The following is an 18,847-nucleotide window of genomic DNA, read 5'->3' as shown; positions in this document are numbered from 1 at the left end:
GCTTACCTCATGCCCTTGGAGACGGTCGAAGCCATTTCGTCGGAAGCCTGAATGACCTTCGAATTCATTTCATAGGCGCGTTGCGCCGAGATCAGTTCCGTGATCTCGCGAACCGGATCGACATTGGAGCTTTCCAGATAGCCCTGTTTGACAGTCGCAACTCCCGGATCGCCGGGCACGCCCGTCACCGGTTGGCCGGACGCGGCGGTCTGGCGATAAAGATTTCCGCCAAGCGGCGCCAAGCCGGCTTCATTGGCGAAATTGGCCAGCGTCAACTGGCCCAACTGCTGGGGCGCGGTCTGACCGGCGAGCGACACACTGACCATGCCGGAATCACTGACGGTGACATCAACCGCTTCGGTCGGAATAACGATCGTCGGCGAAACCGTATATCCGTCCAGCGTCACAAGCTGACCAGTGGCATTGGTGTTGAAGGCGCCAGATCTCGTATAGAGCATCTCACCATCAGGACCGGTGATCTGGAAAAATCCCCGCCCCGTCAACGCAACGTCGAGTTTATTGCCCGTCGCCGCGAGCGTTCCCTGCACATGCAGGTTACGAATGGACGCGGTTCGCACGCCGAGACCAACGGAGGCGCCTTCGGGAACAATATTATCCCGGCCCCGGCTGGAAACGCCTTGGAGCCGTTCGGTTTGATAGAGAAGATCGGTGAATTCCGCCCGGGCGCGCTTAAACCCGGTCGTGTTGATGTTCGCCATATTGTTGGCGATGACATCAACATTCAATTGCTGGGCGCTCATACCCGTAGCGGCAATGGCGAGAGATCGCATGGGAACTCCTAAATCGATATACGGCTGATTTCCTGATAGGCGCTGACAAGCTTGTCACGCACGGCGATCGTCGTTTGCAGCGTCCGCTCCGCGGCAAGAATGGACTCGACCGCCTGCTGGGCCGAAACCTTGCTGCCGATGGCCGCGACCGACACTTGTTCCGCCGATTTCAGGGTCTGCACCGCTTCGCCCGAGAGCTGCGTCAGCAATTGACCGAAATCGGCGCCGGCGGCTTGCCCCTCCGACACCTTGTTGTTCGGATTGACGCTCCCCAACGCGTTCGGCGTAACGGCGCTACCAGTCCCGATGGACGTATTCAAAAACGACGACCCAACAGCTTCGATCATGCCCCACCCTTCAGAAGATCAATCGTCATGGAAAACAGTTCCCGCGCTTGTTTGTACGCTTGCAGATTGGCTTGATAGGAGCGATTGGCTTCGCGCATATCCGCCATTTCGATCAGCACGTCGACATTAGGCAGCTTGACGTAGCCATCCGTGTCGGCGGCGGGATGACCTGGATTGCGCTCAAGCCGAAACGGCGAGGTGTCGACGCCAATACTCTTAGTGCGAAGGAGCGGCACCCCGGCCGCCCGGTCCAGTTCGCTCTCGAACGTAATGGTTTTACGCGAATAGGGATCGGCGCCGGGCGTATTGCCGGTCGATTCCGCATTCGCCACGTTTTCGGAAATGACGCGCAGCCGGTTCGACTGTGCTTGCAAACCGGTCGATGCGATTCTGAGGGATGCCTGTAGCGGATCGATCATGATTATGCCTTCATCGCGGTCAGCAACATCTTGTGAAAGGCCTTCACAATGTTCGTATTCAGCGCGTAGTCGCGGTTCACCTCGCCCGCCTTGACCATCTCATCCTCGACGTTGACGGAATTTCCCGAGACGGTGACCTCCGCTCCCGGGGCGGCTTTCGCCATCGACGCCTGCGTCGCGATTGATCCAGTCGATATATGGCCCGGCTTAGTCGTCGCGACGCTCAGATCCATTCTCTCGAGAACGTTCGAGAACGGCTGAACATCGACCGCCTTGTAGCCAGGTGAATTTGCGTTGGCGACGTTGGTCGATATGGCGGCCTGACGCGCGGTCAACCACTCATTCCGCCGCGAAGCCAGCCCAAATAATTGGAGCGCATCCATTGTCATGCCACTCAAGCCTCACACCTATTTCATGTCCGCACCGTGAGCATGTCCGTTCAAACTTGCCTGAGGCTGACGCCCGTCCCCCTCGGCATTGGACGACGAAGCAGACGCAAGCTTCGCGAAAGCCTCGGCCGGCTAAATATCCAGTGGGCGCTTTCAGACCTCGTGTCAGGCCGTCACGCGGGCGCGGCTTCCGGCCTTTGACCGAGCCGAGACGCCTCGGTGATTGCGCCAGAAAATGAAAGAGTATGAGCATGACCAGCATACTGACCAACAATGCCGCTCTGATCGCTCTGCAAACGTTGACCCAGACGTCCAAGGACATGGCAACGACGCAGTCGCACATTTCGACGGGCATGCGTGTCGCAAGCGCGGCCGACAATGCCGCCTATTGGACGATCGCCACCAAGATGAAGTCCGACAACGACGCCAATTCGTCGGTGACGGACGCACTGAACTTGGGCAGCTCGACGATTGACGTCGCCACCGCCGCGATGAATGCGGCGAAAGACCTGGTTTCGCAGATCAAAGCAAAGCTGGTGACCGCCTCTCAGCCCGGCGTCAATCGCGCGGACGTGCAGTCAGACATCACCGAGCTGCAGAAGCAAATGAAGAGCGTCGCGGATTCGGCCGCCGTCTCCGGACAAAACTGGATCTTCGTCGATTCCGGCGCTACGGGTTACAATCCAATTAAAAGCACATTGGCATCCATATCGCGCGATTCGGATGGAACGCTTTCGCTCGGCACGATCGATATCGATGCGTCGAAGATTGCGCTCTTCGACGCCGCCACGTCCGGCACGACGGGCGGCATTCTCGACAAGGACCGCACCGTTGGCACGACGACGGCGGCGATCGCCACGTTCGACGTATCGGCGCTGACCGATTCGGCCGCCGACAAAGCCACTTTGACGGCCTATATCAAGATCGCGGACGAGACACTGAACGACGTGACGATTGCCGCTTCAAACCTGGGATCGGTCAAGTCACGAATCTCGGCGCAACAGACGTTCATCTCCCAGTTGATGGATGCGATCACAAGCGGTGTCGGCTCACTGGTCGATGCGGACATGAACAAGGAATCGACGAAACTGCAGGCATTGCAAGTGCAGCAGCAATTGGGCGTTCAATCGCTGTCGCTGGCCAACCAGAGCACGCAATTGATCCTGAAACTCTTCGGCAATTAATCGGCAAATCGTCGAATTCCCGACCAATTCCGCCCCGAACGCGTTCGGTTCTGATTCCATCAGAACCGAACTTTTGTTTTTGATCCAGTCTCGTTAATCCGATCTCGTCACGAGAACCTGGGGCGATGCCGCTGAAAAGCCCTCGGTGTTATTTCCGAGCGGCGCAGCCGTTGAGCGGGCATGACAACGCAGAGCGTTTCAACAGCCGCTAGTGAAGCCCCTTCTGGCTGGCGTCGCTCCTGCTTATCGCCCAGCTCAAAGCTTCTTTAGCCAGCCGTTCGAAGGCAGCGCCATCGACGCGCTGGCCGGCTTGCTCCGCAATGACAAGCGCCTCGCGCGCCGCCACCGTCAGCAGCAAGGCGACAGTGGCATTTGAAATCACGTCCGGATTGAGAGCACCATCGCGCGCCAACAGAGCGTTCTTTCGCACAACATTGGTCAGCGCATCGTCGATATGCTGCAGATGGTCGCGCTCTGGCCCCTGCACCGACTGCAAATCAGAAATAAAAGCGAATGGCATATAGGCCCCTTTGCAATCAGTTCATATACAAAGAAACGACAGTTCAAAAAGTTCCATCTATTCATATAATAAAAATTAGGAATTAAAACCAGCAAACCAACACCCGGCCTCCCACGCTAACTAATGGCAGCATTAACTATTGGCACGCTCTGTTCTAGCCTTTTCACGCCAATTTGACCAAACATCACGGGACGTATCAAGCGTAATCGCCGGGCAATTTGCCGCGCGTGCGACAAGCCGGGGCAAGTAATCTCAAGAAGAATAAAGTGAATCTGAAGCTTCGTTACTAGATAGATTATTTAACGAAGCCAGAGAACGCTTGTCGCTGAACACAGCCTCAAAGGCAGAATTCGTTAACGCGCTATTTGCCTCGCGACCAGCACAAACGGCAGCGCGAGGAGCCGAGGCGACGCGAAACCATCTGATGCATTAAGCCTGCGCCCCTTATGCGGGCACGATCGTATCAACCTCGAGCCCGCTGTGAAGACGATCGATCTCATCGCGGTGTCGTTCGCGGATCAGGCGGGCGTTCAAGGAACCCTTTTCGGTGATCTCTCCGGAATCGAAGGTCGGCATTTGCCGCAAGAGGCCGGCTTTCGCCACGACTTGCGCCGAGCCGGACACAGCATCATTGGCCTTGGACAGGGCTCTGCCGAGCGCGTCACGGTAGTCAGGATCGTCTGGATTGCGACCCGCTGTCGGCAGGATCAACACACCGATTTCGCTGCGATCCGCACCTGTCACGACGACATCGCTCGCCAACCCTGTAAAGGCGGCGAGAACGCGCAGCCGCACACTTGCGGCATCGACCCACGTGCCGCTGAGAAGCTTGAAATCTTCCGTGGTACGGCCATCGAAAATGACGCCCTTCGAAGCATTATGGGGATCCGCCAGTTTCAAGGCATCGCCGGTGCGGAAATATCCTTCTTCATCGAAGGCCGCGGCGGTGGCTTCCGGCAGCTTCCAATAGCCAGCCATCACATTGGGGCCGCGCGCACGCGCTTCCATCTTGCCCTGATGCGGCACCAATTTGAGCTCAAGCCCAGGCACGGGGATGCCGATATTGCCGACTTCAAGGGCCGAACAGTTCACAATGGTGATGGAGGGCGCCGTCTCGGTCAGTCCCCAGCTCGTCAACATCGGTACGTCCCGCCCCGTGGTCTGCCGACCGAGTTCGACGAGATCGCGCCAAATCGGTTCGGGAAGACTGGCACCCGCATAGAACATCATAAGCAAGTCGCTAAAGAAATTTTTGCGCGCAAGCTCATTGTCTCTGAGAGCTGGAACCAGCAGCTCATAAGCTTTCGGCACGTTCCAATAATGCGTCGGGCGAATGTCCTGGATGTTTCGTACCGTGCGCGCGAACTCGCCGGGAACCGGCCGGCCATCATCGATATAGAAAATGCCGCCGTGCCGCAGGGCGCTATTCAAACTGAAGGACCCGCCGAAGACGTGGCTCCACGGGAGCCAATCGAGGATGACGGGAATCTGCTGGCTCATGAACGGCCAGATGCTGGCGATCTGCTCCTGCGACGTGGTCATCATGCGATGGGTCGTGGGAACGCCCTTCGGGCTTCCGGTCGACCCCGACGTGAAGAGAATCTTGGCCACCGTATCCGCCGTCACAGCCTCGGCACGTTTCTTGAGGTTATTTCCTGGTTGCGCGCTCAAGAGCCCATTCAAAGATTGAGCGCCCGGCACCAGATCGTGCCCACGCGCGACCACGATCTCTCGGCCTTGCATTTCCGGAATAGCCAGCGCGCGCACAAATGGCTGGGCATCGTCAACGAAGATGAGGCCCGGATCCAGGAGAGTCAAAATGGCGCGCAGCTTGCCCAGGTCCCCGCTGAGGGTGGAATATGCCACCGAGAGCGGCGTGTAGGGAATGCCGACGGACATCGCGGCGAGCGCCATCAACTGGTGGTCGATGCTATTGCCGGACAGAATGAGAATGGGACGATCGGGCCCAAGCGGACGCGACGCGAGGCTTTCGCCGAGACGCGAGACCGCATCGTCAGCCTCCGCATAGGTGATTTCGCGCCAACCGTTGCCGTCCTTATTGCGTTCAGCCAGAAAGGTTTGCTGCGGGCGCACGGCGGCCCAATGGCGTAAATAGTCGTGTAGACGGTCCTCGCTTTCCACGGTGGGAACATTGCTTCGCAAAATCATCGAGCCATCCGACCGCGTGACCAAGCTCACGGCGATCGAAGTAAAATCCAGAGGCAAGGGGGAAAGGGGTGAGGAAAGCGACATTGTCTTAAGCGCCCCTATCCGTCGATGGCTGATGATATCCGCGTAACCGATCCCTGCAGCGCTGTGCGTTGCATGTAGTGCATCATACCGCGCAAACCGCCGAGCTCCTCGCCACCACCGGCACGGCCAGGCCCGCCATGCACCAGATGCGGCATGGGTGAACCATGGCCGGTCTGTTCGGCGCCGCAATCACGGTCGATGAACAAAAGCCGACCATGAAACGAACCGATATCCTGGACGATGCGTGCAGCCGCCGCCGCATCATAGGTGTAGACGGAGGCCACCAGGCTGCCCTCGCCACGATTGACAAGATCGAGGGCTTGATCGAGGTCATCATAAGGCAGCAGCGTCGCCACCGGCCCGAACGCTTCGACATGATGGACATGATTGGCCGACGCAGGCGACGCGCAGGTCAGCAACAGGGGCGGTAGAAATGCGCCCGTCTGCGCATTGGCGCCCACCACATCAAAAGCTTGCGGATCGCCGAAGGCGAGCTCACATTCCCCTCGCAGCTTGCCGACCAGATCGAGAACTTGGCCCCGCTGCGACAGCCCCACCAACGGCCCCATACGGACAGTTTCAAGTGCCGGATCGCCGATGGTCACCTTGGCGAGCCGCGCGCGCAAGGCTTCTATGGCCGCTGGCAAAGCGCTGCGCGGCACGAAAGCACGGCGGATCGCCGTGCATTTCTGGCCGGCCTTCACCGTCATTTCCCGTGCCACTTCCTTGATGAAGAGATCGAACTCTGGCGTGCCCGGCAACCCATCGGGCGCCAGCAGCGCCGCATTGACCGAGTCACGCTCGGCGATGAAGCGGACGGCTTCGCGCGCGATCACCGGCTGACGCTGCAGAAGCTGCGCGGTCTCCGCCGATCCGGTGAAAGCCACCACATCCTGGCCGGTGAGGTGATCGAAGAGATCGCCGGTGGATCCGATGATCATCTGCAACGCACCGGCCGGCAGCAAGCCGGAGGCTTCCATCAGCCGGACAAGCCGTTCGGCCACATAGGCTGTCACGGTCGCGGGCTTCGTGATGACCGGGACACCGGCCAGGAAAGCCGGCGCGAATTTTTCTAGCAAACCCCAGCAGGGAAAGTTGAAGGCGTTGATATGAACCGCGACGCCTTGCAGGGGCGTGCGCACGTGCCGTCCGATAAAATTGCCGCTCTTGGTCAGCGGCTCAATGTCACCATCCAACAGAAGATTGGATGCAGGCAATTCGCGCCGCCCTTTGGACGCATAGACGAACAGCACACCGATGCCGCCATCGACATCGAGCATGGCATCCATTTTGGTCGCACCCGCATGACGCGACAGATCGTAGAGCTGTTCCTTGTGCGCATTCAGATATTCAGCGAGCTTCTTGAGCGTCTCCGCACGGTCGCGGAACGTCGTCTTACGCAACGCCGGTCTGCCGACCTTGCGGGCATAGGCGAGCACATCTGCCGTGGCCACAGGTCCTGACGCTACCCGTGCGACCGCCTCGCCGGTGACGGCACTACGAATATCCGCACCCTCTGTCGAGGGCGGCAGCCAACGTCCAAGTACATGGCTGGAAAGCTCGATCATGATTCCTCACGCAATTTGAAACGCTGAATTTTGCCTGTCGCTGTCTTGGGCAGATCGTCCCGCACCTCCATCCAGCGCGGATATTTCCAGGCCCCGGCATTGCTCTTGACGTGCGCTTTCAGATCTTCGAACAGCGTCTCGCTGTTAGCCGCGCCCGGCTTTAGCACGACGAAGGCCTTCGGCTTCACGAGCCCGTCCGTGTCTTCCTTGCCGATGACGGCCGCTTCAAGAACGGAGGCATGGGTGAGCAGGACGCTTTCGATCTCGAACGGCGAGACCCAGATGCCCGACACTTTGAACATGTCATCGGTGCGGCCGCAGTAATAATAGAAGCCATCGTCGCCGATCCGGTATTTGTCGCCGGTATAGGTCCATTCGCCACAGAAGGTGCGGCGTGTCTTATCGCGTTGCAGCCAATAGCCTTCGGCCGACGACGGCCCTTTAACCACCAATTCGCCGATCTCGCCCTGCGGCACGGCATTGCCGGTATCATCGAGGAGTTTCGCGTCATACCCGGGAACAGGCGTGCCCGACGATCCGTAGCGCACCATGCCCGGACGATTGGAGACGAAGATGTGCAGCATCTCGGTCGAGCCGATGCCATCGATGACTTCGGTGCCAACTTTTTCCTGCCAGCGCAGGCCGATCTCCTCCGGCAACGCCTCGCCGGCCGAAGTCGTCAGGCGCAAACGATCGGACCCTGCGCCCTTGCCGAGATCCTTATTGGCCAGCATGGAAGAAAACAGGGTCGGCACACCGCAAAAGATCGTCGGTTGATGATCGCGCATCACCTTCATGACGCTGTCGGGTGTCGGCCGATCCGGGAGCAAAATGGCGGTCGCGCCAACCGACATGGGGAAGGACATGCTATTGCCCAGCCCATAGGCGAAGAACAGTTTTGCCGCTGAGAACACCACGTCTTCAGACGAAAACTTCAGCACGTTCTGGGCGAAGAGGCGCGCCGTATACATGGGGCTCGCATGCAAATGGCGTGTGCCTTTCGGCGCCCCTGTCGAACCTGACGAATAAAGCCAAAAGGCCACTTCATCGGCACGCGTTGCGGCCGCCACCGCTTCACGCGGCGATTCACCCAGGAAGGCTTCAAGGTTGAGCGCGCCAGGAAATTCCGCCTTACCGCTGACGATTACAGGCAGCGGCCGTTGCCGGCGAATGTTGTCAAGCACCGGACCGACGCGCTCGAGCAGTTCGGCGGAGACGACGACCGCCGCCGCCCGCAAGTCCTCGATCATGTAAGTCCAGAACTCTGGCGTCAGCAGCGTGTTGATCGGGATCGGCACGACGCCGGCCTTAATCGCCCCCCAGAAGAGCACCGGCATATCGACCGTATCCAGCGTGATCAGCGCGATGCGCTCTTCCCGCCGGATTCCCAGCCGACGCAGGCCGTTGGCGAATTGATTGCAACGCTGTTGCAACGCGCCATAGGTGATCTGCCGTGTCGGATCGATAAAGGCAGCCTTTGCGGCAAAGCCGGCGGCCACCGTGCGGTCAACCAGGTCGCTCGCCGCGTTATATTCTCCCGCAGGCGGCGCCCAGGTCAGATCCATCGTCATCGCATTCATCTGCAAGTCCTCCCTCCGCCTCCCTCTCACACGCCCAGATACTGGTGCATGAGATCCGGATCGGCCTTCAAAACATCGGGCGTCGCGTAGAACGCCACTTCGCCTTTCACCAGGATCGCAATCCGGTCGGACACCGCCGTGACTTCCGAAACCGTTTTGTCGACGATCAAGCTCGACAGACCCGCCCCCTTCACCAGACGGATGATTTTCCAGATTTCCTCGCGGATGAGCGGCGCCAGCCCTTCCGTCGCCTCATCGAGAATGAGCACGCGCGGATTGGTGAGCAGGGCGCGCGCGATGGCGACCATCTGCTGTTCGCCGCCGGACAACTGATCGCCACGATGGCCAAGCCGCTCGCGCAGGCGCGGGAAAAGATCGAGCACCCGCTGCAATGTCCAATCCCGGCCACCATTAAATCCAGGCCGTTCGGCGATCTGCAGATGTTCGAGAACGCTGAGCGTGGAAAAGATACCGCGCCCTTCCGGCACATAGGCAAGCCCCTGGCGGGCGATGCGGAAGGTCGCGGCGCCCGTGACGTCGCTCCCGTCAACACTGATGCGGCCGGAGCGCGGCTTGACTAGCCCCATGATGGTACGCAGCAAAGTCGTCTTGCCCATGCCGTTGCGACCCATGAGGCCGAGGGTTTCACCTTCCCGCAATTCCAGCGTCACATCGCGCAGGACGTGGCTCGCGTCATAGAAGGTGTTCAGGCCATGCACGGCGATGAGCGGCTTAATGGACATTGCTGTCTCCCAGATAAGCCGCCTGCACCGCCGCATTGCGGCGGATGTCTTCCGGGGTGCCGGTCGCGAGAATTTTGCCCTCGACCAGAACGGTCATCAGGTCGGCAACCTGAAAGACGAAATCCATGTCATGTTCGATCAGCAGCACCGCATGGTCCTCGGCCAGGCCGCTCATCAGCGCCGCCATGCGTTCGCTCTCATCCTGGCCCATGCCGGCAAGTGGCTCGTCGAGCAGGATGACTTGCGGTTCGACCGCAAGCGTCATGGCGATTTCAAGCTGCCGCTGCGCGCCATGGCTCAGAATGCCGGCAGCCGTCGCACGCTGATCCGCCAGGCCAACGCGCTCGATCGCTTGATCGGCGATTTCACTGAGATGCGCGACGCGGCGCGCGGTCAAGAAAATGTCTTTGCCGAAAACGCGCGTCGCCTGGGCGGCGAGCCGGACATTCTCGTGGACGGTGAAGGATTTAAAAATATTGGTGCGTTGGAACGAGCGCGTTACGCCCAGATGCGGGAAGCGCCAGGCCGGCAGGCCCGACACATCCTGGCCGCGCAGCAGGATGCGCCCGCCCGAAGGCTGCACCTGCCCCGACAGCAAGTTCACGAAGGTGGATTTGCCGGCGCCATTCGGCCCAATGACCGCATGCAGTCCACGCTCGGCCAGAGCGAACGTCACATCACGGACAGCGAACAGCCCGCCAAACCGGCGCGACACAGCCTCGGTTCGCAAGATCGGTTCGCACATCGATCCATGGAGATCAGTCATTCTGACGAGCCTCCCGTACCGGTTTGCGGGGAGAGAGACTTGGCCAAGCACTCAGCCGCGAAAAACTCTGCAACAGGCGACGCGGATCGCGGAAGCGGATGCCGGCGATACCGTTGCGCAGGACGATCACCGCGAGCAGGACAACCAACCCCTCGACCAGAAGCTTACGATCGGTGAGGCTCTGCGCCACCTCGCCCAAAGCGGTGAAGGCAAACGCACCGACGATGGCGCCGGCAAGAGAGTTGATGCCGCCGAGTAGAATCATCAGCAGCGCCTCCGCCGACTTCTGCCAGGCGAGCAGTTCGGGATTGACGAAGCCGGACTGCAGGCTCCACATATGGCCCGCCGCCCCAGCAAACACGCCGGCGATGACGAAGGCGCAGAGCTTATAAAAGCGCGTGTTGTAGCCGAGCGCCTCCATGCGATGCTCGTTCAGCTTGATGCCGTGCAACACACGGCCAAACAGCGAGCGCAGCAGGAACGCCAACGCCAGATAGGTCACGATCAGCTGGGCCAGCGCTACATAATAGGCCGGAAAGGAGCGCTGACTGCGCGGCAACGACATCGGATCGAAGGTAAAGCCGAACAAGGAGAGGATCGGCTTGGCGAGATAGGCGCCGTCCGTGCCGCCGCCGAGCTTGGTGTCGTGCAGAACGGTGAACAACATCTGGCCGAAAGCCAGCGTCACCATCAAGAAGAAGAACCCCTTGGTGCGGATCGACAGCGCGCCGACGACTAAAGCACAGAGGCCCGACGCGAGCATAGCCGCCGGCAAGGTAAACCAGGCCGGCTGCGGCGCGCCTTCCGGTGACAGGAAGAAGACCGTATAGGCGCCGACGCCATAGAAGGCGCCGTGACAAAGACTGACCAGGCCAGCGCCGCCAATCAGGAGGTGCACACTCAACGCCAGCATGGCGGCGATCATCGCGATGGTGGTGAGGCCGACATAGTAAGCCGGCACATAAAACGGCAGAACAGCCAGCAGCAGCGCGCCGATGCCGAGCACGCACCAGCCGACCCAGGACTGCGGCAGCATATGAGATGCAGTCATGCCCGCCTCCCGAACAGCCCGGTGGGCCGAAACAGCAGAATGGCGACCATCACAATATAGACCGACATGGAGGCGAGCGCTGCCAAAACCTGACCAAGCGGCAAACTAACTAGAGACGAGCCGTAAGCTTTGCCTAATGTATCGATCAGACCGATAAGCAGCGCCGCCCAAAAGGCGCCGCTGACCGAGCCCAGACCGCCGACCACCACGACGACAAAGGAAATGATCAACAGGCCCGAACCCATGTTGGGATAGACGGAAGTCAGCGGCGCCGCCAATCCGCCAGCCATCACGGCAAGCGCCGCACCAACCGCAAAGACGATGAGATGAATCCGGCGCGCATCGATACCAAGGATATCGACGATCTCCGGCTTCTCCGCCGCCGCCCGGATGATAGCGCCCATTTTGGTGCGCTCGATCCAGTAGAACAAGACAGCGGCCACGGCCAGGCACATGGCAATAACGAACAAGCGATAGGCCGCATAGCTGAACGTGGTCGTGATCGGCACGGAGAAATCGAGAATGGCCGGCACGGGCACGGAATGAAAATCATTGCCGACCAGGAGCGACCGGACTTCTTCGAAAATCAGGATCAGGGCGAAGGTGAGCAAAACCTGATCAAGATGCTCGCGATCGTAGAAATGCCGAAACAGAAAGCGCTCTAAAAACGCGCCAAGCGCGAGGCCGCACACGACAGCCACTGGAATGGCGATCCACAGCGAGCCAACCTTGCTGACAACGAAGAAGACGATATAGGCGCCGATCATGAACAGGCTGCCATGCGCCAGATTGATGATCCCAAGCACGCCAAAAACCAGCGTCAGACCGCTGGCGATCAAAAAAAGCAACAGCCCATACTGAAGGCCATTTAAAAGCTGCGAGAACAAGGCGGCGCCCATAACGGTCCTTCGCTCGAGAGAGACTAGCCGTAGTCTTGGCCGGCCACGGTGTCCCGCAGCCGGCCAGTTCACTCATATTTTGCAGCCGGTGCCCGGATCGGCGAGCGCTTCCACAGCCACGCCCACCACCTTGTTCTGGCCGTTTTCGACGCGGCGCAAATAGATGTTCTGGACGACGTTTTGCGAATCCGAGAACGAAATTGGGCCACGCGGACTCTCGAGCTTCGCGCCGCGCATCGCCTTATAAAGACCGGCCTCGTTGTCGAGATCGCCCTTCACGGCGTCGAGACCAACCGCGAGCAATTGCGCCGCGTCATAGCCCTGGACGGCATAGACATCGGCGTCCCGGCCCGCCTTGGCGCGAAAGGCCTTCATGAAAGCATCGTTTTTGACGCTGGAGAGATTGTCGCCATAGTGCAGCGCCGTTTCGATGCCCTCGGCTGCTTTGCCCTGCGCCGGCAGCGTGCCTTCAGTGAGGAAGCCCGGACCGCAGAGTGAGGGCTTGAGTTGCGCCGCTGCATATTCCTTGACGAACTGCACCGCGCCGCCGCCGGCGAAGAAAGAACCGACCGCATCGACATTGAGGCCCGGAATTTGCGCCAGCAGCGGCTGGAAGTTGGTTTCCGGAAAGTTCAGGGTCAGCAGACGCACGAAGGTGCCGCCGCCCTTTTCAAAACCTTCCTTGAAGGCAGCGCCGGATTCCTGCCCCGCCGCATAGTCCCAGGTGACGAAAGCGGCACGCTTCACGCCCTTCTTCGCCAGCGCCAGGCCCATGCCATAGGCCGGCTGCCAATTGGTGAACGAGGTGCGGAAGACGTTGCGAGCGCAGAGGCTGCGCGTCACGTCGTTATTGCCGGCATTCGGAATGATCGTCAGCGTCCCGCTTTCGCGCACCACCTTATGAATGCCCATCTGCACACCGGAGTGGACGGTGCCAATCAGCACATCGACATTGTCTTTCTTGACCAGGCGCTCGGCATTCTGAGGCCCTGCCTCGGGCTTCGATTCATCATCAAGCCGGATGAACTGAACGGGGCGACCACCCAGCGTACCACCCTTCTCGGCGATGAGCATTTCGACCGCGTGGGTGATGTTTTCACCCAGCTGCGCGAACGTGCCCGAATAGGGCAACATGAGGCCGACTTTGATGGGCTTCGCCTGCGCGATGGCCCAGCCCGTCGGAATCGTAGCCGCGACCAGTGAGCCGCCGCCGACGCGCAGCAAGCGACGACGATCGATCAATCCGTAATTGAGCATGCTTCCCCCTCCTCGATTGGTGACTACATAATCCGTCTCAACTGACCCTCAGTTCCGCTTCGGCGGCCGATCGAATGCGCGCATCAAGCGCGATCGGTTGCACCTCGACGTTCTCCTCCAGTGAGCTCACGCAGACACACACAAAGCGCCCCTCAAAATGCAGCAAGCCACGTTGGGCGCCATGGCCTTGCACCGTGAACGTCAGCGACGTCGTGCCGACGCGTTCCACGGAAACTGAAATGTGCAGGGCCTCCCCAGGCCTTGCCGGCACGCGCAGATCGCATTCGGTATGGACAAAGGGCGTGCCGATGCCCCATTCGGTGTTCATCACATAGAAGCCGGCGCCGATGCGATCGATCATCCAGGCATCGATGGCGCGCAGCGCATAATCGGTGAAGCGCGCCGTATAGACGATGCCGGCTGGATCGGCATCCGCCCAATAAGGCGCGATCGCATGAACGAAGGAGCCCGGCGGGACTTGCTGATCAGTATGTTTCCACATGGAACCTGCCCTGCCCACGCATTTCCGGTTTCAATGCGGTCCAATCGAGCCTGTACTTGCGGCAGACATCGGCCAAGGCCTCGTCAACGCCCGCTTCCATGCCCTTCAGGCCGCAGATGAAGATGTGGGTTTTCGGTGACTGCAGAAGTTCGGCAACAGCGTCGGTTTGGGTGCGGATACGATCCTGCACATATTCCTTATCGCTGCCGGGCACGCGCGAGAAAACCAGATGTTTCTCCAACAGCGCATCGGGAACCTTTTGCAGCGGGCCGAAGTAAGGCAGCTCCTGCGGCGTGCGCGCACCAAAGAACAGGACGAAGGTGCCGGTCGCATTCTGGCCGGTGCGGCGGCGCTGTTCGGTAAAGGCGCGGAAGGGCGCGGAGCCGGTGCCGGTGCAGATCATGATGACATTGGCATCATGGGCATTGGGCATCAGGAAGGTGGCGCCAAACGGACCTGTCACCTGCACCTTGTCGCCGATCTTCAGATCGCAGACATAGTTGGAGCCAATGCCGCCAGGAACACGCTTCACGGTGAGGGCCAGATTGTTGGCGCTACGCTTTTCGCCGTCGCGGGCCGAAGCGATGGAATAGAGGCGCACGTCGTGGGGCTTGCCATCGGCGCGACTGCCCGGCGGCACGATGCCGATCGACTGGCCTTCGAGCACGGGAAACGGCGTATCGCCGAAACCCAGCACGATATGGCGGACGTCACTTTCGGTATCCGACGCCGTGATGCGATAATTGCCTTGCACCACCGCGATCGCCGGCTTGGCGCGGCGGAACAGATTGACCGTCGGCTTCGCCGCCGATTCCGGCGGCCCGACTTTACCGCCGGCGCCCGCGTGAGCCGTGGCCAGAAGCGCCTCGATCTCATCCTCGACCGCGTCACCGGTGAGCGTCGCGACATCGCCGGTCACTTCTTCCTGCGGCGGCAGTTCATTCCAGCCAAGCTGGTCCTCAATCGACCAGGCGGCGCGCACGACGCGCCAGTTGTCGATGGAACCAGTCGGACAGGGCGCGATACAGTCGAGGCAGAAATTGCACTTCTCCACGTCTACGACATAGTTGTTGTCGTCATGCGTGACGGCACCCACCGGACACGTCGCCTCGCAGGTGTTGCACCTGATGCAGATCTCAGGATCGATAAGGTGCTGCTTGCGCAGCTCCGATGAAACCACATCCTCTGGCATGCGAGCCTCCCTCCACTTATGGGCCGCAGGCCAGGGCCTGCGGCTTTGCGGAGCCTTGTTCAGCCGCGATGGATCGCGACATATTCAAAGTCGCCTGGCTTATTGTCGACGCCGACTTTCGGCGGAGCAATCCAGGATGCGTACTGGCCTCTTTCCCAGCATGGCTGCATCAGCGTCTGGATAAAGGCCCCATCATCGCTCGACGGCAGCCATTTCTCTCGATTCTTGACCCATTCCTCCTCGCTGAGCACCTGGGCCTCGGGCGAGGTGTGAACGTTGCGGAATTCGCCGATCTGCCGGTTGAAGGCGACAGACGGCAAGGTCAGCTTGAAGTCGATCCCGTATTTCTCGATGATCTTGTTCCAGCGGTTGACGCCACCTTGGCAATCCTTGGCGTAGTCGTCACGCAAGCGCATGTTGAGCGCGGTCAGGGCCGGCTCGTCGACATAGCGGATCTGGCCGTCGACATATTTCAAAACCGAATAGGTCGCGTTGGTGAGAACGTGATCGTCGTCGATCTTCGTTTCCATGAACCGGCCCTTGAGACCGGCATTGTAGAAATTGGCGGCATTGGTCGAAATCTCCGAACCGAATAGATCGAGCGACAGGGAGAAATGCAGATTGGCCTTCTTCTGAATGGTCGGCAGATCGATGACACCAAGCTCGCGCACACGGCTGATGTCATAGGGATCGTCGATACCAGCGGCCTTCATCGCCTCGCAGGTGCGCTCGACGACACGGCCGACGCCGCTTTCGCCGACGAACATGTGATGGGCTTCTTCGGTCAGCATAAAGCGACAGGTGCGTGACATCGGGTCGAAGCCCGATTGAGCCAGGCTTTCGAGCTGCATCTTGCCGTCGCGGTCAGTGAAGAAGGTGAACATGAAGAAGGAGAGCCAATCAGGTGTCGCCTCGTTGAACGCGCCGAGCATGCGCGGCTTGTCGGGATCACCGGATCGGCGCTGCAACAGGCCTTCGGCTTCCTCGCGGCCATCGCGGCCGAAATATTTCTGCAGCAGATAGACCATGGCCCAAAGATGCCGGCCCTCTTCCACATTGACCTGGAAGAGATTGCGCATGTCATAGAGCGACGGCGCGGTGGCGCCCAGAGCGCGTTGCTGTTCGACGGAAGCGGGCTCCGTATCGCCCTGAATTACCACAAGACGGCGCAGGCTGGCGCGATGTTCGCCAGGCACATCCTGCCAGGCCTTTTCGCCCTTGTTGGAGCCGAAGTTGACCAGCCGCCCCTCTTCCTGCGGCGCCAGTAGAATGCCCCAGCGATATTCCGGCATTTTGACATAGCCGAATTGCGCCCATCCTTTCGGATCGATTGATACGGCGGTGCGCAGATAAACGTTGGAGGCCTGGAAGCCGTCCGGCCCCATGTTCATCCACCAATCGATATAGCTCGGATACCATTGCTCCATCGCCTTGAGGACGCGCGCGTCATCGACGAGGCCGACATTGTTCGGAATCCGGGTCGAATAATCCACCGCGCCTTCGACAAATGCTGCTGATGAATTCGACATGATATGCTCCCTCGTATGAGACCGTGAGTGCGTCAGACGCGCTTGATGTCGTAATCAGGCTTGAGGCCCGTGCCGTAGCGCTTCAATGCGCCGTCAGCGCCCACCGCATTGGGACGCTGGAAGATCCAGTTCTGCCAGGCGGTCAGGCGGCCAAAGATTTTCGTTTCCATCGTTTCGGGGCCGGCGAAGCGCAGATTGGCTTCAAGGCCGACGAGACCATCGGGCGAAAAGCTGGTGCGCTCTTCCAGGAAGATGCGGACTTCATCATCCCAATCCACTTCGTCGAAGGATTCGGTGACCAGGCCGAGCAGTTCGGCATCGGACGAGTCCAGCGACTCGCCAATCTTGCCTTTCGCCTTTTGCACGGTTTCCGGCTCGCCCAGGAAGCGGGTCTCCAGACGGGTCAGACCGTTCGACATCGGATAGGGACCGAAGTTCAGCGGCGTCAGCGTCATATGCGCCATGGACTGATTGCCGCCGCTCACCGTGCCAGCAAACATGTAGGAGCGGTCGCAAGCAAAAGCGATTTCGGCGAGCGAACCGGCAAAGCAGGAACCAGTCTCGATCAGCGCTACCAGCGAGCGCGAAGTGACATCGATCCGCTTCAACACCCGCTTCCAGAAATGCAGGGTTTCGCGGATAAACCAATCCTTGCTGTTCTGTTCGAGGAAGCGGTCGTAGGCGCACACCAGATCCGCATCGCCCTCGGTGCGGAACACCCAGGTGCCGATCTCAGGCTCGTTCAGCCGCAGATGCACGATAGCGTCATCCAGCTCGCGCGCCACGCGTAGACTATAGAATTGCGCACCGAGCGCTTTCGCCTCCGCCACGGATGCCGGCACCGGATCCTGCGGGCCCGACACTGTGATGGTGGCGCGGCGTGCCGCACGATCGAATTCCACATGGACCAGGGAATAGGCGATACGATCAGTGGTGATGTCGCGCGCCAGCGGCGTCAACGAAACGCCCGGCTCGCCGGCCGGCCGATCGGATTTGGCCGCCAGAGAGGCCGCTGCTGCTTGAACCGCCGCTTCGAATTTGGAATTGGCAACCACTTCATCGACGAGACGCCATTCGACGGCACGCTTGCCCTTGATGCCCTCTTCCACCGTGCAGAAGATATCGGCGCGGTCGCGACGCACTTTGCGCTTGTCGGTGACGCGGGTGAGACCGCCCGTGCCCGGCAGAACGGCCAGTAGAGGCACTTCCGGCAGAGACACCGAGGACGAGCCATCGTCGGAGAGAATGATGTAGTCGCAAGAAAGCGCCAGCTCGTAACCACCGCCGGCAGCGGTGCCACGAATGGCGCAGAGGAATTTAAGACCCGTATTCTCGGAGGAATCCTCCATGCTGTTGCGAGTCTCATTGGTGAACTTGCAGAAGTTCACCTTGTGCACGTGCGTGGCGGCCGCGAGCATGCGGATATTGGCGCCAGCGCAGAACACTTTGTCCTTGCCCGACTTGAGAAGAACGACCTTGACGCCCGGATGTTCAAAACGCAGGCGCTGCAGCGCGTCCGACAGTTCGATGTCGACGCCAAGATCGTAGGAATTGAGCTTGAGCTGATAGCCCTGCATCAACGGCGCGTTCTCGTTCACGTCCATGACGAGTTCGGCGATGTCGCCGTTCACGATGAGCTTCCAATGCCGATAGCGATCAGGCGACGTGAGAAAGTCGATCGTCGCCTCGGAAGGCTGGGCGGCGGCGGTTGGCCGATCTGCGTGATAGTTCATGAATTAACCCTCCCCATCCGCCGAAACAGGCGATATAATGCATAATACTAGGCACCGGCTCGGATAGGAGTCAATTCAAATTGTGAATTTTCTTATTCCAAGCCTTGATTGGCCTTATTTTCTG

General features: G+C 59.9%; 18 protein-coding genes. 1 reads left to right on the top strand and 17 read right to left on the bottom strand.

The features are described 5' to 3' along the window. Window positions 1-2: 2 nt before the first annotated feature. From flgG to flgB, 4 genes are read right to left on the bottom strand one after another with little or no spacing between them, the layout of a single operon-like run. On the bottom strand, window positions 3-791 hold the full coding sequence (gene flgG, locus BLW50_RS24500; protein ID WP_090707481.1) for a flagellar basal-body rod protein FlgG: 789 nt from the start codon (window positions 789-791) through the stop codon (window positions 3-5). A gap of 8 nt (window positions 792-799) precedes the next feature. Then, the gene (locus BLW50_RS24495; protein WP_090707480.1) at window positions 800-1,138 is read right to left on the bottom strand and encodes a flagellar hook-basal body complex protein FliE; all 339 of its coding nucleotides are present in this window, start codon (window positions 1,136-1,138) and stop codon (window positions 800-802) included. Beyond that, complete coding sequence (gene flgC, locus BLW50_RS24490) at window positions 1,135-1,557, bottom strand: flagellar basal body rod protein FlgC (RefSeq protein WP_090707479.1); 423 nt, start codon at window positions 1,555-1,557, stop codon at window positions 1,135-1,137. Before flgC ends, BLW50_RS24495 begins: the two co-directional genes overlap by 4 nt. A 2-nt stretch (window positions 1,558-1,559) precedes the next feature. Then, window positions 1,560-1,946 (bottom strand): flagellar basal body rod protein FlgB, encoded by a 387-nt coding sequence (gene flgB / locus BLW50_RS24485; protein ID WP_090707478.1) that lies wholly within the window; start codon window positions 1,944-1,946, stop codon window positions 1,560-1,562. Window positions 1,947-2,197: 251 nt separating this feature from the next. Here flgB and BLW50_RS24480 point away from each other — a divergent pair, with 251 nt between their 5' ends. After that, window positions 2,198-3,130 carry a flagellin N-terminal helical domain-containing protein gene (locus BLW50_RS24480; protein ID WP_170850335.1) on the top strand — a complete coding sequence of 311 codons (933 nt, stop codon included), beginning with the start codon at window positions 2,198-2,200 and terminating at the stop codon, window positions 3,128-3,130. A gap of 208 nt (window positions 3,131-3,338) precedes the next feature. On the opposite strand, the gene BLW50_RS24475 is transcribed toward BLW50_RS24480, so the two are convergent. The 13 genes from BLW50_RS24475 to boxC form a co-directional block, all read right to left on the bottom strand. Continuing rightward, on the bottom strand, window positions 3,339-3,650 hold the full coding sequence (locus tag BLW50_RS24475; protein ID WP_090707476.1) for a hypothetical protein: 312 nt from the start codon (window positions 3,648-3,650) through the stop codon (window positions 3,339-3,341). A gap of 444 nt (window positions 3,651-4,094) precedes the next feature. After that, the gene (locus tag BLW50_RS24470) at window positions 4,095-5,819 is read right to left on the bottom strand and encodes a feruloyl-CoA synthase (RefSeq protein ID WP_170850334.1); all 1,725 of its coding nucleotides are present in this window, start codon (window positions 5,817-5,819) and stop codon (window positions 4,095-4,097) included. 98 nt (window positions 5,820-5,917) lie between these two features. Further along, window positions 5,918-7,471 carry a phenylacetic acid degradation bifunctional protein PaaZ gene (gene paaZ / locus BLW50_RS24465; RefSeq protein WP_244544377.1) on the bottom strand — a complete coding sequence of 518 codons (1,554 nt, stop codon included), beginning with the start codon at window positions 7,469-7,471 and terminating at the stop codon, window positions 5,918-5,920. Next, on the bottom strand, window positions 7,468-9,051 hold the full coding sequence (locus BLW50_RS24460; protein WP_244544376.1) for a benzoate-CoA ligase family protein: 1,584 nt from the start codon (window positions 9,049-9,051) through the stop codon (window positions 7,468-7,470). The genes paaZ and BLW50_RS24460 overlap by 4 nt, the downstream gene beginning before the upstream one ends. Before the next feature lie 26 nt (window positions 9,052-9,077). Beyond that, window positions 9,078-9,794: an ABC transporter ATP-binding protein gene (locus BLW50_RS24455; RefSeq protein ID WP_090707474.1), complete on the bottom strand. Its 717-nt coding sequence runs from the start codon at window positions 9,792-9,794 to the stop codon at window positions 9,078-9,080. Next, on the bottom strand, window positions 9,784-10,560 hold the full coding sequence (locus BLW50_RS24450; RefSeq protein WP_244544375.1) for an ABC transporter ATP-binding protein: 777 nt from the start codon (window positions 10,558-10,560) through the stop codon (window positions 9,784-9,786). Before BLW50_RS24450 ends, BLW50_RS24455 begins: the two co-directional genes overlap by 11 nt. Further along, window positions 10,553-11,611 carry a branched-chain amino acid ABC transporter permease gene (locus BLW50_RS24445; protein ID WP_090707472.1) on the bottom strand — a complete coding sequence of 353 codons (1,059 nt, stop codon included), beginning with the start codon at window positions 11,609-11,611 and terminating at the stop codon, window positions 10,553-10,555. Before BLW50_RS24445 ends, BLW50_RS24450 begins: the two co-directional genes overlap by 8 nt. Beyond that, entirely contained in the window at window positions 11,608-12,510 is a 903-nt protein-coding gene (locus BLW50_RS24440) for a branched-chain amino acid ABC transporter permease (RefSeq protein ID WP_090707471.1), read from the bottom strand. Before BLW50_RS24440 ends, BLW50_RS24445 begins: the two co-directional genes overlap by 4 nt. Window positions 12,511-12,582: 72 nt before the next feature. Continuing rightward, on the bottom strand, window positions 12,583-13,767 hold the full coding sequence (locus tag BLW50_RS24435) for an ABC transporter substrate-binding protein (RefSeq protein WP_090707470.1): 1,185 nt from the start codon (window positions 13,765-13,767) through the stop codon (window positions 12,583-12,585). A gap of 37 nt (window positions 13,768-13,804) precedes the next feature. Continuing rightward, complete coding sequence (locus tag BLW50_RS24430; protein WP_090707469.1) at window positions 13,805-14,269, bottom strand: acyl-CoA thioesterase; 465 nt, start codon at window positions 14,267-14,269, stop codon at window positions 13,805-13,807. After that, window positions 14,253-15,461, bottom strand: coding sequence for a benzoyl-CoA 2,3-epoxidase subunit BoxA (gene boxA, locus BLW50_RS24425; protein ID WP_090707468.1), 1,209 nt, complete (start codon window positions 15,459-15,461; stop codon window positions 14,253-14,255). Before boxA ends, BLW50_RS24430 begins: the two co-directional genes overlap by 17 nt. Before the next feature lie 59 nt (window positions 15,462-15,520). After that, a complete protein-coding gene (gene boxB / locus BLW50_RS24420) occupies window positions 15,521-16,990 on the bottom strand; it encodes a benzoyl-CoA 2,3-epoxidase subunit BoxB (protein ID WP_090707467.1) in 1,470 nt (489 codons plus the stop codon). Between the two features lie 32 nt (window positions 16,991-17,022). After that, the gene (gene boxC, locus BLW50_RS24415; RefSeq protein ID WP_090707466.1) at window positions 17,023-18,723 is read right to left on the bottom strand and encodes a 2,3-epoxybenzoyl-CoA dihydrolase; all 1,701 of its coding nucleotides are present in this window, start codon (window positions 18,721-18,723) and stop codon (window positions 17,023-17,025) included. Window positions 18,724-18,847 lie beyond the last annotated feature (124 nt).

The organism is Beijerinckia sp. 28-YEA-48 (assembly GCF_900104955.1).
GTDB lineage: Bacteria > Pseudomonadota > Alphaproteobacteria > Rhizobiales > Beijerinckiaceae > Terripilifer.
The sequence above is the reverse complement of the archived record's forward strand: the minus strand, read 5'-3'. Positions and strand labels throughout refer to the sequence as shown.